At 42.5% G+C, this 13,389-nt stretch carries 14 protein-coding genes; 7 read left to right on the forward strand and 7 right to left on the reverse strand.

Annotated features, from left to right (window positions below):
* Positions 1-133 precede the first annotated feature (133 nt).
* The 3 genes from SPIRS_RS10640 to SPIRS_RS10650 all read right to left on the reverse strand — a co-directional run bounded on the left by SPIRS_RS10640 (position 134) and on the right by SPIRS_RS10650 (position 2,983).
* Positions 134-1,042 (reverse strand): DMT family transporter, encoded by a 909-nt coding sequence (locus SPIRS_RS10640; RefSeq protein ID WP_013254689.1) that lies wholly within the window; start codon positions 1,040-1,042, stop codon positions 134-136.
* Between the two features lie 199 nt (positions 1,043-1,241).
* The gene (locus SPIRS_RS10645; RefSeq protein ID WP_013254690.1) at positions 1,242-2,312 is read right to left on the reverse strand and encodes an ATP-binding protein; all 1,071 of its coding nucleotides are present in this window, start codon (positions 2,310-2,312) and stop codon (positions 1,242-1,244) included.
* Complete coding sequence (locus SPIRS_RS10650; protein WP_013254691.1) at positions 2,300-2,983, reverse strand: response regulator transcription factor; 684 nt, start codon at positions 2,981-2,983, stop codon at positions 2,300-2,302. Before SPIRS_RS10650 ends, SPIRS_RS10645 begins: the two co-directional genes overlap by 13 nt.
* A 133-nt stretch (positions 2,984-3,116) precedes the next feature.
* On the opposite strand from SPIRS_RS10650, the gene dnaK reads away from it, so the two are divergent.
* From dnaK to SPIRS_RS10675, 5 genes are all read left to right on the forward strand, one after another.
* Positions 3,117-4,856 carry a molecular chaperone DnaK gene (dnaK, locus tag SPIRS_RS10655; RefSeq protein ID WP_013254692.1) on the forward strand — a complete coding sequence of 580 codons (1,740 nt, stop codon included), beginning with the start codon at positions 3,117-3,119 and terminating at the stop codon, positions 4,854-4,856.
* Between the two features lie 9 nt (positions 4,857-4,865).
* Positions 4,866-5,687 carry a DUF5685 family protein gene (locus SPIRS_RS10660; RefSeq protein ID WP_013254693.1) on the forward strand — a complete coding sequence of 274 codons (822 nt, stop codon included), beginning with the start codon at positions 4,866-4,868 and terminating at the stop codon, positions 5,685-5,687.
* Positions 5,684-6,376, forward strand: coding sequence for a J domain-containing protein (locus tag SPIRS_RS10665; protein ID WP_013254694.1), 693 nt, complete (start codon positions 5,684-5,686; stop codon positions 6,374-6,376). Before SPIRS_RS10660 ends, SPIRS_RS10665 begins: the two co-directional genes overlap by 4 nt.
* Before the next feature lie 9 nt (positions 6,377-6,385).
* A complete protein-coding gene (locus SPIRS_RS10670; RefSeq protein WP_013254695.1) occupies positions 6,386-6,802 on the forward strand; it encodes a TFIIB-type zinc ribbon-containing protein in 417 nt (138 codons plus the stop codon).
* A 134-nt stretch (positions 6,803-6,936) separates the two neighbouring features.
* Positions 6,937-7,329 (forward strand): response regulator, encoded by a 393-nt coding sequence (locus SPIRS_RS10675; RefSeq protein ID WP_013254696.1) that lies wholly within the window; start codon positions 6,937-6,939, stop codon positions 7,327-7,329.
* Positions 7,330-7,387: 58 nt separating this feature from the next.
* On the opposite strand, the gene SPIRS_RS10680 is transcribed toward SPIRS_RS10675, so the two are convergent.
* On the reverse strand, positions 7,388-9,097 hold the full coding sequence (locus SPIRS_RS10680; protein WP_013254697.1) for a sensor histidine kinase: 1,710 nt from the start codon (positions 9,095-9,097) through the stop codon (positions 7,388-7,390).
* Between the two features lie 45 nt (positions 9,098-9,142).
* Positions 9,143-9,958: an aminoglycoside N(3)-acetyltransferase gene (locus tag SPIRS_RS10685; protein ID WP_041866290.1), complete on the reverse strand. Its 816-nt coding sequence runs from the start codon at positions 9,956-9,958 to the stop codon at positions 9,143-9,145.
* Between the two features lie 137 nt (positions 9,959-10,095).
* Between SPIRS_RS10685 and SPIRS_RS10690 the strand changes: the two genes are divergently transcribed.
* Positions 10,096-10,968: a bifunctional helix-turn-helix transcriptional regulator/GNAT family N-acetyltransferase gene (locus tag SPIRS_RS10690; RefSeq protein WP_013254699.1), complete on the forward strand. Its 873-nt coding sequence runs from the start codon at positions 10,096-10,098 to the stop codon at positions 10,966-10,968.
* Between the two features lie 70 nt (positions 10,969-11,038).
* A complete protein-coding gene (locus SPIRS_RS10695) occupies positions 11,039-11,878 on the forward strand; it encodes a CPBP family intramembrane glutamic endopeptidase (protein WP_013254700.1) in 840 nt (279 codons plus the stop codon).
* Between the two features lie 22 nt (positions 11,879-11,900).
* Here SPIRS_RS10695 and SPIRS_RS10700 read toward each other — a convergent pair whose 3' ends face one another.
* Both SPIRS_RS10700 and SPIRS_RS10705 read right to left on the reverse strand, forming a co-directional pair.
* Complete coding sequence (locus SPIRS_RS10700; protein WP_013254701.1) at positions 11,901-12,818, reverse strand: DMT family transporter; 918 nt, start codon at positions 12,816-12,818, stop codon at positions 11,901-11,903.
* Between the two features lie 92 nt (positions 12,819-12,910).
* Positions 12,911-13,291 (reverse strand): Rrf2 family transcriptional regulator, encoded by a 381-nt coding sequence (locus SPIRS_RS10705; protein WP_013254702.1) that lies wholly within the window; start codon positions 13,289-13,291, stop codon positions 12,911-12,913.
* Between the last annotated feature and the right edge of the window lie 98 nt (positions 13,292-13,389).

Genomic DNA, 13,389 nt, shown 5'->3' on the forward strand with positions numbered 1-13,389 from the left:
TTAAAAATTAGAAAACGAATAACAGGTTCTCAGAAATCGACAAATCGACTTACAACAACGATGTCGATATAATGGAGTAAGAAGAGATAATGACCCTATCAGGCTTGGACTTGCCGAGGTTAACAGCTAAAAACTATTCTTGATGATGACACCGTCGATTTGAAGCGATGATTCCTGTGAAAACGATTAGCATACCGATTACTTGCCGAGTGACGATACGTTCATTAAAAAAAGCTACTCCCAAAACCATCGCCGTAATGGGAATAAGGAACGTTACGAGAAGAAGATTCGTGGCGCCTACGCGAGATAGTAAAAGGAAATAGATCGTATAGGCTATTGCGGTAGAAAATAGTCCGAGGCCAATTAATGATCCAAATACTGGCAGTGAAGTCGTAGCCTGTCTTAGAAACGAGTAATTTGTTAACAGCGTGATCGGAACAAGAATCGCCGTCGAAGATATAACTTGGCCAGTTGCGGTAACAAGAGGATCCAACCCTAAGGTATGGAAGCGACGTCCAAAAACACCAGCAATTGCATATGAACACGTAGCGGTAAGTACCGCAAGTTGTGGAGTTATATCGGCTATCGACAACGCGGTAGGACCAATTACCAAGAATACACCGATGAAACCAACTATCAAACCGATGGCTTTATGAATCGTGATTTTTTCATCGGGCGTAAACAGATGGGCAATCAGAATTGTAAAAAGAGGAGTCGTTGCATTCAGGATAGAAGCAAGACCGCTGGCAATTGAAGTTTGTCCCCAGACAATAAGGCTGAAAGGGATCACGTTGTTTACAAGTCCCATAAAAATCAATTGAGACCAGATACCTATAGATCGTGGGAGTTTTTGCTTCTTTACATGTACGAAGAATAGTAAGAAAACGGAACCGATACTGACACGCGACGTGACGATCACGAACGGAGGAAGTTCTGTGACAGCGATTCGATTAAAGAAAAAAGAACCACCCCATAGGATAGAAAGGGAAATAAGAAGGAGCCAATCAATTGGGGTCATCAAAAAACTGTTTTTCGATTTCATATGCTTTCTCCGAGATTTCCTTGTTATTCCCAGAGTATAGTGAGGAACTATAGCGATTAACAACCGAAAAATTAACAAGCAAGTATCAAATAGCACAACCTTTGCATGGCATTCATGCAGATAACCAAACGAAAACGAACAACCATACTTTTACGATGGCGGAGACGGCCTGGACAGCTACTCTGGCGTTAAGGCCCCCCTACCTTGGTTCGGCCCTTCTTTTCTTCATTTGTTCAGAGCTCCCGGCAGGCAAATATACAGTAAATGTAGCGCCATATCCCGGACTACTTTCAACCGATATCTTCCCGTTATAAAGATCCACAATCCGTTTGACAATGGAGAGCCCAAGTCCGTTTCCCTGTGAGGCGTGTGATGTATCTCCCTGATAGAATTTGTCAAAGATATGCTTTAATTCAGTGTTATCCATACCCTTACCGTTATCAGTTATTGCAACCCTGATATCGCTCAACGTTTTTTCACACGTAATAGAAATCCGGCCGTTATCATGAGCATACTTTATTGCATTGTCAATCAGGTTTATCCAGAGATGTGAGAGCATTTCCTCGTTGCCGAAAATCTTTACAGTATCAAGATGTAGATCGATCTTTAGATTTCTTCTGCTCCAATCTTTTTCCAGCAGGATAACGCAGTTTCGAATCTGTTCATCAAGCTCATATTCTATTTTATCCGTGATTATCTGTTGATTATCCAGATTATTAAGTAGCAGAATATTGGATGCCATGTTGGTTAACCGTTCCGACTCCTTGATGATAATATCCGTGTACTCTGTTCGTTTTTCCGGTGAAAGGTTCTCATTCTGCAGTTGCCTTGCAAATCCGCGTATTGAACCAATTGGTGTCTTGAATTCATGTGAAAAATCGTTGATAAAATTGTTGCGGAACATTTCAATACCGCTAAGCTCTTCCGCCATATGGTTAAATCCCCGCAGCAGATTCGCTATTTCAGAATTATCGTTTATTTCCGCAACACGTACACTGAAGTCTCCGGTGGAGATCCTTTTCGTTGCTGTTACCAGCTGGTTAAGCGGCTTGAGTATCCTTTCGCTTGCCATAGCAGATATGGAAGTGCCTATTGCACTGCTTATGAGCAATGCAATCAGAGGAGAAAATACAGGAGTCAGCACAAAGAAAGGGAAAATTCCAAATACGTAAAAAAGAAAAAATAAGAACGATGTCAGAACTCCTGCAAATATCATGATGACGAAGACATAGAATACGACTATCTTGTTAATCGATTTTACTCTGTGCATACCTTGCTCACCGCCTTGTAACCGAGTCCGCGAACAGTCACTATTCCAAAATCCGGGTTATCCTTGAACCTGTCGCGCAGACGATTTATATGAACATCCACTGTGCGGATGTCGCTTTCGGAGTTTATATCCCATAGTTCATCCATCAGGCTGCGCCTGGTAAAAATCTTGTTTGGATAGGAGAGAAGCTTATACAGCAGCATAAACTCCTTATTGGGCAGTTCAATGCCTGTTCCCTCCCGGAAAACAGTAAATGAATCATAATCAAGCTCTGTTCCGCCTATCGTCAACCTGTGCTCATTCACAATACGGGAGCGTCGTAGAAGGGCTTTCACCCGAAGCAGCATCTCTTCCTCATCGACCGGCTTAACCATGTAGTCGTCTGTACCGACGAGAAATCCTTTTTTTTTGTCGGCAGGCGCCTCTTTTGCCGTAACCATCAGAATTGGAACATTGTTGTTGGCCTTTCTGAGGGTTGTCGTGAACTCATACCCATCCATCCTCGGCATCATCAGATCAAGCACTATCAGATCGATATGATGGTCTTGTATTTTATCAAGGGCATCTATCCCGTCTTTAGCAACAAAGACTTTATAACCGTTAAGAAGGAATATCGTCTTCATCAATTTTCTTGTGTTTTCATCATCTTCCACAACAAGAATGCAGAACATATTAATACCTCGGGACAAGTATACACGATTTTTTCTCTTTTTTACCTTGGTTTACATTGAGTTAATATTTCTTCGGTATATTACTTTCATTCACACGTTGTACATTCAGTTACTTAAGGTCATAGGAGATTTTATGCCTAAGATTATCGGTATCGATTTGGGAACGACCAATTCCTGTGTTGCGATCATGGAAGGGAGTGAGTCTGTTATAATAACGAACTCGGAAGGAGAACGCACCACGCCCTCTGTGGTTGCCTTTTCTGAAAACGGCGAACGCCTCGTCGGAAGAGCGGCCCTTAATCAGGCGGTAATCAATCACGAACGCACCGTAAGTTCAATCAAGCGGGAGATGGGAAACGATTACAGGGTCAATATCGACGGGAAAAAATATTCACCGCAGGAAATTTCCGCCATGATATTACAAAAACTGAAGGCGGATGCAGAAGCCTATTTGGGAGAAAAGGTTACCGATGCAGTAATTACCGTACCGGCGTATTTTACCGACGCCCAGCGGCAGGCAACCAAGGACGCAGGCAAAATAGCAGGCCTTAATGTGCAGAGGATCATAAACGAACCTACGGCCGCAGCGGTGGCCTACGGTGTTGATAAGGAAGCGTCTCAAAAGGTCATGGTATACGATCTGGGCGGGGGAACCTTTGATGTTTCTATTCTGGATATAAACAGCGGACTTATCGAAGTTCTGGCTACGGCAGGGAACAATCGGCTCGGCGGAGATGATTTCGACAACTGCATAATCGAATACATCGTCAATGAATTCAAAAAGGACCAGCATTTCAATTTGTCCAAGGATCCTGTTGCCATGCAGCGTGTAAAAGAGGCCGCGGCAAAGGCAAAAATTGAACTGAGCAGCCTGAGCTCAAGCACAATCAATCTTCCTTTTATCACAGCAAAATCATCAAAACCCCTTAATTTGGAGATGAGCCTGACCCGCCGGAAATTCGACGAGCTGACGTCACACCTTGTGGATTCCACCATGGGACCTATGCAACAGGCCATACGCGATTCCGGCCTAAGCAAAGAACAGATAAACAAGGTCCTGCTTGTAGGCGGCTCAACCCGAATTCCGGCTGTACAAAACGCCGTAAAGCAGTTCACAGGCAAAGAACCTTCCAAAGGCATCAATCCGGATGAATGCGTGGCAAGAGGGGCTGCTCTCCAGGGGGGCGTTCTTATTGGGAAGGTAAAGGATCTGCTTCTCCTGGATGTAACACCGCTTTCATTGGGTATTGAAACCATGGGAGGGGTTTGTTCAAAGATAATAGAGCGCAACACCACTCTACCCACCCAAAAAAGCCAGATTTTTACAACGGCCGCAAACTTTCAAACTTCTGTAGATATCCATGTTCTGCAGGGCGAACGGGATATGGCCAAACACAACAAAACGCTTGGAAAATTCAAGCTTAATGGTATCCGGCGGGCGCCCCGAGGAGTTCCGCAGATTGAAGTCACGTTTACCATTGATGCAAATGGCATTGTAAAGGTGTCGGCAAAGGATCTCGGAACAGGAAAGGAACAAAATATCACTATCACATCTTCCTCGAACCTGAGTCAGGAGGAAATCGACAGGGCTATCCGCGAAGCCAAAGAGTATGAAGCCGAGGATGCAAAGAACAAGGAAGAGGCCACAGCAAAAAACAACGCTGAGCAGCTGATCTACCGGGCATCGGCGCTTATGAAAAAACTCGATAAAGACGACAAGATCAAACTCGGGGGATCGGTAAAGGTCGTACGAAAGGCGTTGAAAAGCAAAGACAAGCGCCAGATAGCTGATGCATGCAACGAACTTTCGGTCATACTGGAAACCATGGAGCAAAAGTTCCCGCAGGACGACGGCACTAAAGAAAAGGAGTGAGGTTCAAGGATGTTCGGCTACGTAGTCGCAAACCTGGATAAATTAACTCAAGAAGAGACGGAACGGTACCGCTCGTGTTACTGTGGCTTATGCAATGCGCTGGGAAAGCGACACGGAACAACAAGTCGTATTACAATCAACTACGATATGACCTTCCTTGTTCTGTTCCTTTCCTCTCTGTACAAAAAAGGATACACTTTCTCTACGGAACGCTGTATTGTCCACCCTTCCAAAAAACATAATTTTCTCAGAAATGATATAACAGACTTTGCCGCAGATATGAATGTAGCGCTTACCTATTACAATTTTCTGGATGACTGGAAGGATGACAAAAAGATTCTATCACTTATTGAAGCGAAACTGTTTGAGAAGGAATATAAAAAGGTTGCGGAAAAGCATCCTGATCAATGTTCGGCCATATACAGGGGGCTTGAAGAACTCTCTGCCATCGAAAAATCAGGAGAACTTAATCCGGATATCCCTGCGAACTGCTTCGGTAAACTGATGGGAGAGATTACGGTTATTCAGAAAGATGAATACTCGGAGCGGTTGCGGAGATTCGGTAATGCCCTGGGCAGATTCATCTATATAATGGACGCCTGCATTGATCTAAAATCGGACATAAAAAAGAAATGCTATAATCCCATGATTGCAACGCCGTCGGAAAATTTTACCGCTATTTTAAACCTGCTTATGGCCGATTGTATCGAAAAATACCGATTACTGCCCATCTATCAGGACAAAAATATGATAGAAAACATCCTCTATTCTGGTGTCTGGACAAAATATGAGGCTAAAAAAAGAAAGAAGAGGCCTGGCAAAGCGAAATGATTTCTGATCCATACAAAATTCTCGGTGTTTCTCCCGGGGCATCAAACGAAGAAATAACAAAAGCCTATCGAAAACTGGCCAGGAAATACCATCCTGATGTGAACCACGGCAACGAAGAAGAAGCGGCTAAAAGGATGAGCGAGATAAATGCCGCCTATGATCAGATAAAAAGCGGAACCGCATCATCGTATAGCAGTAGTAATACAGGAAGTTATCAGTCCCGGAATACTGGCAATGGCGGAAATTCATCACAGCAGACAGAGGATCCTTTCGGCTTTGGGTTTGATCCGTTTGAATGGTTTACAGGAGCATACGGACAGAACCGGCAGGGAAACAGGGCTTCTGAATATGATCAGATAAAAAGTTTTATTAACGCCGGATATTACGAGCGGGCGCTCAAAGCACTTAACAATATTGCAGACAGAAGTGCTCAGTGGTTTTATTACAGCGCTATTGTGAACTCGCAGTGCGAAAACAGGATAACGGCGCTGAAACATGCAAAAACCGCAGTACAGATGGAGCCGGACAACCTGGAATATCAGCTCGTGCTGAACCGGATACAAAACGGCGGGCGTGTATATCAGCAGCAAAGCAAAAACTATGGCATGCCTAATGCTAGTCTCGACAGAATTTGTCTGGGAATGATCTTATCTAATTTGTGCTGCATGCTCTGCGGCCGACCCTTTTGAGGAGGAAGAATGAAAAAAATTGATTTTGGAGAGAAAATCACACAGTTCATGAGCGGCAGATACGGCATGGATCAACTGAACAAGAGCCTGATAGGCATTGCTTTTATTCTGATTATTCTGGAAACATTCATTACATCTCAAGTTCTCAACGTAACCGGAGTAATGGTAATGTTCTACACGATATACCGAACCTATTCCAGGGATCTTTCAAAACGAGCCAGGGAAAATGAAAAGTTCATGAAGCTTGTTAAACCGGTTAGAAGGAGCTTCTCGTTGCTGAAATTGAGGATAAGAGAAGGCAGGACACACCGCTTCAGGACCTGCCCCAACTGCAAGGTAGTAATACGAACCTCGAAAAAAAGGGGCACCAGAATTTTGGTATGCCCCCGCTGTAAGACTAAATTCAAGACGCATATTTATTTGTGAGGAAAATGATCATATAAAGTTATCGTTTTTATCTTTATCTCATTAGATCCCTTTTATTTTCAATAGCTATTTCTTATAATTATGATCAGTAAAGTGACTGCAATTCATGGTGAGGATCATGGAGTACACGCAAGATGTCAAATGACACTGTTGATGCTCAAATTCTATTGGTCGAGGATGAAGCTTTAATAGCCATGGCAGAAGCCCATATGCTTGAAAAGCAGGGGTTTAGTGTAAAAACCGTCTTAAATGGAACAGATGCCATTAGAGAAGGTATCAAAAACGAGATCGACCTGATTCTGATGGATATTGATCTCGGCAGAAATAGGATGGACGGGACCGAAGCATCAAAAAAGATATTAGAACAACGCGACGTCCCTATTATATTCCTTACAAGTCACTCAGAGAAGGAGTATGTTTCTCGTGTTAAGGGTATCACGCAATATGGCTATATACTAAAAAATAGCGGTGTGTTCGTGCTTTTCCAAGCAATTGAAAAGGCATTGAAATTGTTTAACAAAACATAAGGACAATCGGAAGAAATCATCCGTTTAGATTATCGTAAGGATAAAAGACGTTCTGCCTTCAAATTCTGAATTTGATCAAAAAAACGGCACCACCTGCATTCCGTATTTCAAGAGAGCCACCTAATTGTTTCACTAATAACCTTACTATTTTTAACCCAAGTTTTGCGTCAGTTTCCATGCTATATGATGATGGGATCCCAATACCGGAATCAGAAACCGATAATGCAACCTCTTGGTTTAATAGTTTTTTCAGTACGACGTGAATAGTACCGGATGCTCCATGAGGAAATGCAAATTTGATTGCATTCGTGAGAAGTTCATGAACGATGAGGCAGCAGGCAATAGCATCCCTATTTTCCATCTTGATCTCATCTATGTCCATCAGTAATTGCTTTTCAGCAGGTTCTGAGGACATAGTATTGAACACTTGCAGAATAAGCGCCTGCAGAGATCCATGGATATTTGTTTCCTTGATATGCTTCTTATTACTTAATTCTTCATGCACCAGTGCCAAAGTTTGAAGCCGACCAACTACATTTTCAAGTTGCTGTTTCGTTGTTTTATTCTTAATTTCATTGATTTGCAATATAATCATACTTGATAATATGGTTAGGTTATTCTTGATTCGGTTATTCATTTCATTGTAAAGAAGCTCTTTTTCTTTGAGAGCATTTTGTAGCTCTTCAGCCTTGATGCAAAGTTGCCGGTTGATTGCGAGATTACGTCGAAACTGAATAAACATAATAATGAAACCCAATATGAATAAAATGGATACAACCGTCACCGTTTCTACGTAGTATTTCACCAAAAAAGGCTCCGGCCTATTAAGGATAATTGCGTTCTGGGGAATAGTACGGGGACTTATCTTGTAACGTTTTAGGAGCTTCCAGTTTATGTAGGTTTGCGTCGTACCATACTTAGTACCGAATTCCCCTGTCGTAAGATAGTTAAGGATAGCCTTTATCCCCTCATATGCGATAACCTGTGCATCTAACATTGTGCCCCCGGTGCTACCGCTATCCGCAAGTGTTCCCCAAAACGTATAAATGGGGATGGCACTCACTTCGGCAAGTTTATCGAGAACTTCCTGAGGAATAAATTTCTTGCCGGTACGGTCCCGAAGAACAAGTGTATAAAAGGCCATGCTGTTCGGTTTACAGGTGGATAAATAATCTTGGATTTCAGGAAGCGTGAAGTTGCTTACTGTTTGAACGTCGACACCGTATCCATTTAGGGTCTCGTGCAGAAGTTTGATTGTCGAACCCGTAGCCGGGTTTCCACCGTCGATTATTATTGCTTTCTTGGCCTTTGGGTTTTGTGCGATGGCAAGCTTTGCGGTTCCGATTATGGCTGCCTCAATTTGCGGAGTGACAGAGAGTTGATAGTTTGCTGTCTTGTGAGGTACCGGGGAATACATGACCTGCGGGATTGGTCCAAACAGTTCGGGATAGGAGTAAAGAATATTGGCAGCTGGTCCGGATTCACTGATAATTGCATCAATTTTAACAGAGTGATATTTTGCACGAAGGTATTCGGCCCATTGTTGATGAGACAATGAATCACCAACCCTAGAGGCATCAAGATATTCGGTATAATATTGAAGTTCCGGATATTGGGCTTGCGCATCATGAAGCCCTTCATCGAAGCCTTTTGTCCAAGGCAGCTCACTATGGTAGGAATGAAGCACAAGGACATGAACAGGCACAGCAGCGGCTACCGAAAGCGTGGAAAAGAATATGATAGCAAGTACGCCAATGTGCCACTTCATACCATAAGTATAGGAAACTGTTTGAGGGAATTCCCCTTTTTGAGGCTATTTCCTGTTCAACTCCATCCATCTGACCGAATAATCTACTAATTCTTTTTGTCGAATTAATCTTGAATTAGCCGACCCTATCAAGCCGATTTTGATGGGATTCTCCTTTTCATATGACTGGCCTATCGATTCAAAATCATCGCAGTCAAATGCTATATCATGATAAGCCTTCCAGACCCGCCTGCCTTTTTCCATAACCGGAGCATATTCGAGAACCTCTTCTTTCCCGCTGTAGTCGGCTTTATACTCTGCCAGGTGAAAAGATGTATTATTCATGTAATCAACGCCGAGCAAGAGAATATATCCATCCAACTCGTATAGCCTTCCTATGGGACTTTTCTCATTCATTTGGTAATCAAGATGATTATCCTGAATCAGGTATGTATTGTTTTTTCCCCAGGCAGCAAAAGACGCATTCGGATGAGAACTCCTTATGACCCCTTTTTGCTTTCTGAACGTTTCGGGAATGATTCCCATGCCTCGTGTGGGGGTAAGAGCCGGATCGAATGCAGGCATCTCAGCCCTGATTGTATCCCACCACGCCTCAGGGACAGCAGGGTTTCCCCAATTTTTCGGATCAGATAAGTCGCCTGAATGGGTAGGCATGAGCAGCGTTCCTGTTTTTCCTAAAACCTTTTCCAAGGCAAGAATGACACTTACGGCTCCACCGCATACCCACCCTATCGAACTCAGAGAGGAATGAACAAGAACTGTCATGCCGCTCTGTACCCCAAGTTTTCTCAAATCAGATATCAGGCTTGTAATAGTATGGGGCCTTTCTTCTGTTGCGTTTATGGTGTCTTTTTCAGACAAATCATCCTCCAATTGCATAGTAAATGAAGCCAGTTGTTATGTTCTTTTGTGTTTTACAACTTCGTTTATGTTATCACAAAAAAAAATCAACAGAAAGTGTGTTGACATGTACTATATTGCTGACTATAGTCAGATATATGAATGATATTTCTATTGTTAGGAAGTTCAACAGAACTGTTACGCAAAGGATTGGTGTACTTGATGCCCAGTTTCTGGGAAGGCACAGGTCCCTTGGTGCTTCTCGGTTACTGTATGAAATCGGCATATCAGGTGCAGAAGTTAGAGACTTGCGTAGCCGCCTCGGTCTCGATTCCGGCTATATGAGTCGCTTACTGCGTACGTTAGAGGCCGAAGGTTTGATAATGCTGCGTCCCTCTCCGAATGATTCGCGGGTACGAACTGCCTCGCTGACAAAAGATGGTGAGCGAGAATTGAAGCGGCTTGATGTGCTTTCGGATGAGGCTGCAGCTTTCATATTGGAACCCTTGTCAGAAAAACAGCGTCGTAGGCTACTTGAAGGGATGGAGATTGTTGAAAGGATGCTGACTGCTGGATTGATTGTCATGGAAGTGGTGCCGCCTGAAAGCCGCGATGCACGCTTATGTATTGAAAGCTATTTTACGGAACTTAACGATCGTTTTGAAAATGGATTTGATCCCGGTGATAGTATCTCGGCAAGTGATAATGAGTTAACGCCGCCAAACGGATATTTTGTTGTCGCACGGATTCACGATGAAGCCATAGGGTGTGGTGCGATCAAATGCTATCCCGACCATGGTGAAATCAAACGTATGTGGGTAGCAAAGACATGTAGAGGTCTTGGAGCGGGCCGGAAGATACTCGGCTATCTGGAACAGATAGCTCGGGAGAATCATATACCGTTGTTACGGCTGGAGACGAACAAGGTATTGACGGAAGCACAGGCAATGTACAGAAGTAGCGGCTATGAGGAGGTGGTAGCATTTAATAATGAACGCTATGCCCATCACTGGTTTCAGAAGTATATTTGAATACAAACCCTATAGAGGAAAAAATTTCGGGCGGGTATAATAACATACAGTAATTTCAAAAGGAAGCGGTATGCAAAAACGAAGCACCATTTTGACCCTACTGACAATACCGGTCGGGATTATCATTCTTGTTCTTACACAGCTGGTAGCGGGCTTTGCATATACGATTCCGGTACCCGACTGGGGAACATCATTACTGTTTACGCTCATCTACATAACACTTGCATGGCTGGCCGTACGAATATACAGTGCCAAGATTCTGAAGGTGTCATTACAGGAATGTTATATCAGAAAACCACATCATTATCTGCGTTGGCTTATCTGTGCTTTTCTGCTTCCACTTCTTGTCTCGTTGGCTTTGCTCTGTATAAAGGGTGATCTCACAGTAAATACAATGTCGATGACTCAGAAATATACCATAATGTTGAGTTCTATCTTTACGGTTGGTTTCGGAGCCGGAATCGGTGAAGAGATGATATTCAGAGGTCTGATCATGAGTACGATCGAGCGAAAATGGGGGAAAAAAGCCGCACTTCTTATCCCGTCTGTCCTCTTCGGGATCCTGCATGTTTTTAATGGAAAACTGGGATGTATGGATTTTCTGTTCTTGATAATATCAGGCTCGTTTGTTGGAATTATGTTTTCATTAATCGTTTACGATAGCGGCTCCATTTTTGCAAGTGCAACGGTTCACGGTATATGGAACATCATTATAATCGGGCATATTCTGGATATTGATACTGCGTATAATGCTCAAGCCATAATTTCATACAGGCTGCAGTCGCATTCGATGCTGTTGACGGGAGGAAAATTCGGAGTCGAATCCTCCCTGTTTGCAACAGCAGGATACATCATAGTCATCGCAATAACGTTGTTGCATTCAGGATTACTTCATCGGCGCGATACGTAAAGCATTTGCAACGATTTCCATATTATATTTTCGCAAAGAGTATCCCTGTGACTATTAAGGCCAAAGCTGCAATTTTCGTCTTGGTTACCGATCGCTTTTGTAGATGGAATAGTCCCACCTGATCAATTATTAATGACATTGCTATCTGACCCAGTATAAAGACCATACTGGTTAAAACGGAACCAAGGATTGGGATCAGTATGATATTGCCACCAACGATGATAATGCCAAATATTCCTGATAGATAGTAATAAACCGGTATACGCTGTTTGTTTTCATCGAAGATGGGGAATTCCAGTCTTTTTTCCGAGAGTAAAATTAATGCAATCAAAATAAGTGTTCCGACAAAGAAAGAGATACATGTTGCACTTAAGATTGATCCCGTAGCATAGCGCAGTTTTGCATTAATCGCCGCTTGCAGTGGCGGTAAAGAACCTGAGAAAACCCCCATCACTATCCATCCTATTTGCGATGACCGTTTGAAATTTCCTTTCTCCTTCTGTATTAAATAGACAGCATACAGCATGATGAGGATTCCTATCACTCGTTGTGCGCTGATTACCTTTTCCGTGATACCAAATAGGCCAAAATGATCAATGATAATTCCGGCCGCCATTTGTCCTGTAATTGTTATAATTGCGGCAATAGAAGCCCCTATCTTTGAGAAGAGGAGTATATTGGCTACGTTATAGCCTACCCCAGCCAATGCTCCACCTATGTATATGTATGCTGGATATGAAAAATCTATTCCTCCCAATAATGATGCAGGGTTAATTATCAGGTTTAGAAGAAGTGATAACATTGTTCCTACTCCAAATGCAATGAAAGATGGCGTTAATGGGGTTTTTGAGTAAGAGCTTAAATGGCTACTAAAAGAAGCCGGAACGGGAAAAAGCATTCCTATCAGTATTCCAAATGATAGATAAAGAATCGTTTGCATACAGTGTCTCCTGATTTGTTATAAATAATGTTGTTTATTACGGATATTAAAGAGTTATTATATCTGTAATTTGATAAAAATATATATGATACCTATCGAATAAGATCAGAAATCCTTGTTCCTTTCAAATCTGCTTCCATCTTTTCTTCGGCTAAAAGCATTACTTTTTTTATGCTGCATTCCTCTTCTTCATTCAAACAACATTCAAACAAGGAGGATTTTCCCTCCATGCAATGAATGATATCTAAAAATGATATGTTCTCCCAATTCTGGGGAAGCGCATAACCTCCATGAGCACCTGAAAAAGAGCTGATAAACCCGCCTTTTACTAGTTTTGTCAAGATTTTTGACAAATACGTAGGTGAAAGATCCTGTTTTTCTGCCAAATGCTGTACACTTATGCGTTTATCCGCATTTTTTGCCATTATGAGCATTGTATGAAGCGCATAGTTGGTTGCCTTTGTATATTTCATGTGCTTCCTTAAAAAAAGTAGATATTGTGTATCTATAATATCTACTTTTAAAATATATGTCAATGATGATAGAAGGCCGATTAGAATCTTTTTCTGCC

The organism is Sediminispirochaeta smaragdinae DSM 11293 (assembly GCF_000143985.1).
GTDB classification, from domain to species: domain Bacteria; phylum Spirochaetota; class Spirochaetia; order DSM-16054; family Sediminispirochaetaceae; genus Sediminispirochaeta; species Sediminispirochaeta smaragdinae.

Bases quoted from the DNA above. Each gene is read 5' to 3' on its own strand.
- SPIRS_RS10640 (WP_013254689.1), bottom strand. From the start codon at position 1,042: ATGAAATCGAAAAACAGTTTTTTGATGACCCCAATTGATTGGCTCCTT.
- SPIRS_RS10645 (WP_013254690.1), bottom strand. From the start codon at position 2,312: ATGCACAGAGTAAAATCGATTAACAAGATAGTCGTATTCTATGTCTTC.
- SPIRS_RS10650 (WP_013254691.1), bottom strand. From the start codon at position 2,983: ATGTTCTGCATTCTTGTTGTGGAAGATGATGAAAACACAAGAAAATTG.
- dnaK (WP_013254692.1), top strand. From the start codon at position 3,117: ATGCCTAAGATTATCGGTATCGATTTGGGAACGACCAATTCCTGTGTT.
- SPIRS_RS10660 (WP_013254693.1), top strand. From the start codon at position 4,866: ATGTTCGGCTACGTAGTCGCAAACCTGGATAAATTAACTCAAGAAGAG.
- SPIRS_RS10665 (WP_013254694.1), top strand. From the start codon at position 5,684: ATGATTTCTGATCCATACAAAATTCTCGGTGTTTCTCCCGGGGCATCA.
- SPIRS_RS10670 (WP_013254695.1), top strand. From the start codon at position 6,386: ATGAAAAAAATTGATTTTGGAGAGAAAATCACACAGTTCATGAGCGGC.
- SPIRS_RS10675 (WP_013254696.1), top strand. From the start codon at position 6,937: ATGTCAAATGACACTGTTGATGCTCAAATTCTATTGGTCGAGGATGAA.
- SPIRS_RS10680 (WP_013254697.1), bottom strand. From the start codon at position 9,097: ATGAAGTGGCACATTGGCGTACTTGCTATCATATTCTTTTCCACGCTT.
- SPIRS_RS10690 (WP_013254699.1), top strand. From the start codon at position 10,096: ATGAATGATATTTCTATTGTTAGGAAGTTCAACAGAACTGTTACGCAA.
- SPIRS_RS10695 (WP_013254700.1), top strand. From the start codon at position 11,039: ATGCAAAAACGAAGCACCATTTTGACCCTACTGACAATACCGGTCGGG.
- SPIRS_RS10700 (WP_013254701.1), bottom strand. From the start codon at position 12,818: ATGCAAACGATTCTTTATCTATCATTTGGAATACTGATAGGAATGCTT.
- SPIRS_RS10705 (WP_013254702.1), bottom strand. From the start codon at position 13,291: ATGAAATATACAAAGGCAACCAACTATGCGCTTCATACAATGCTCATA.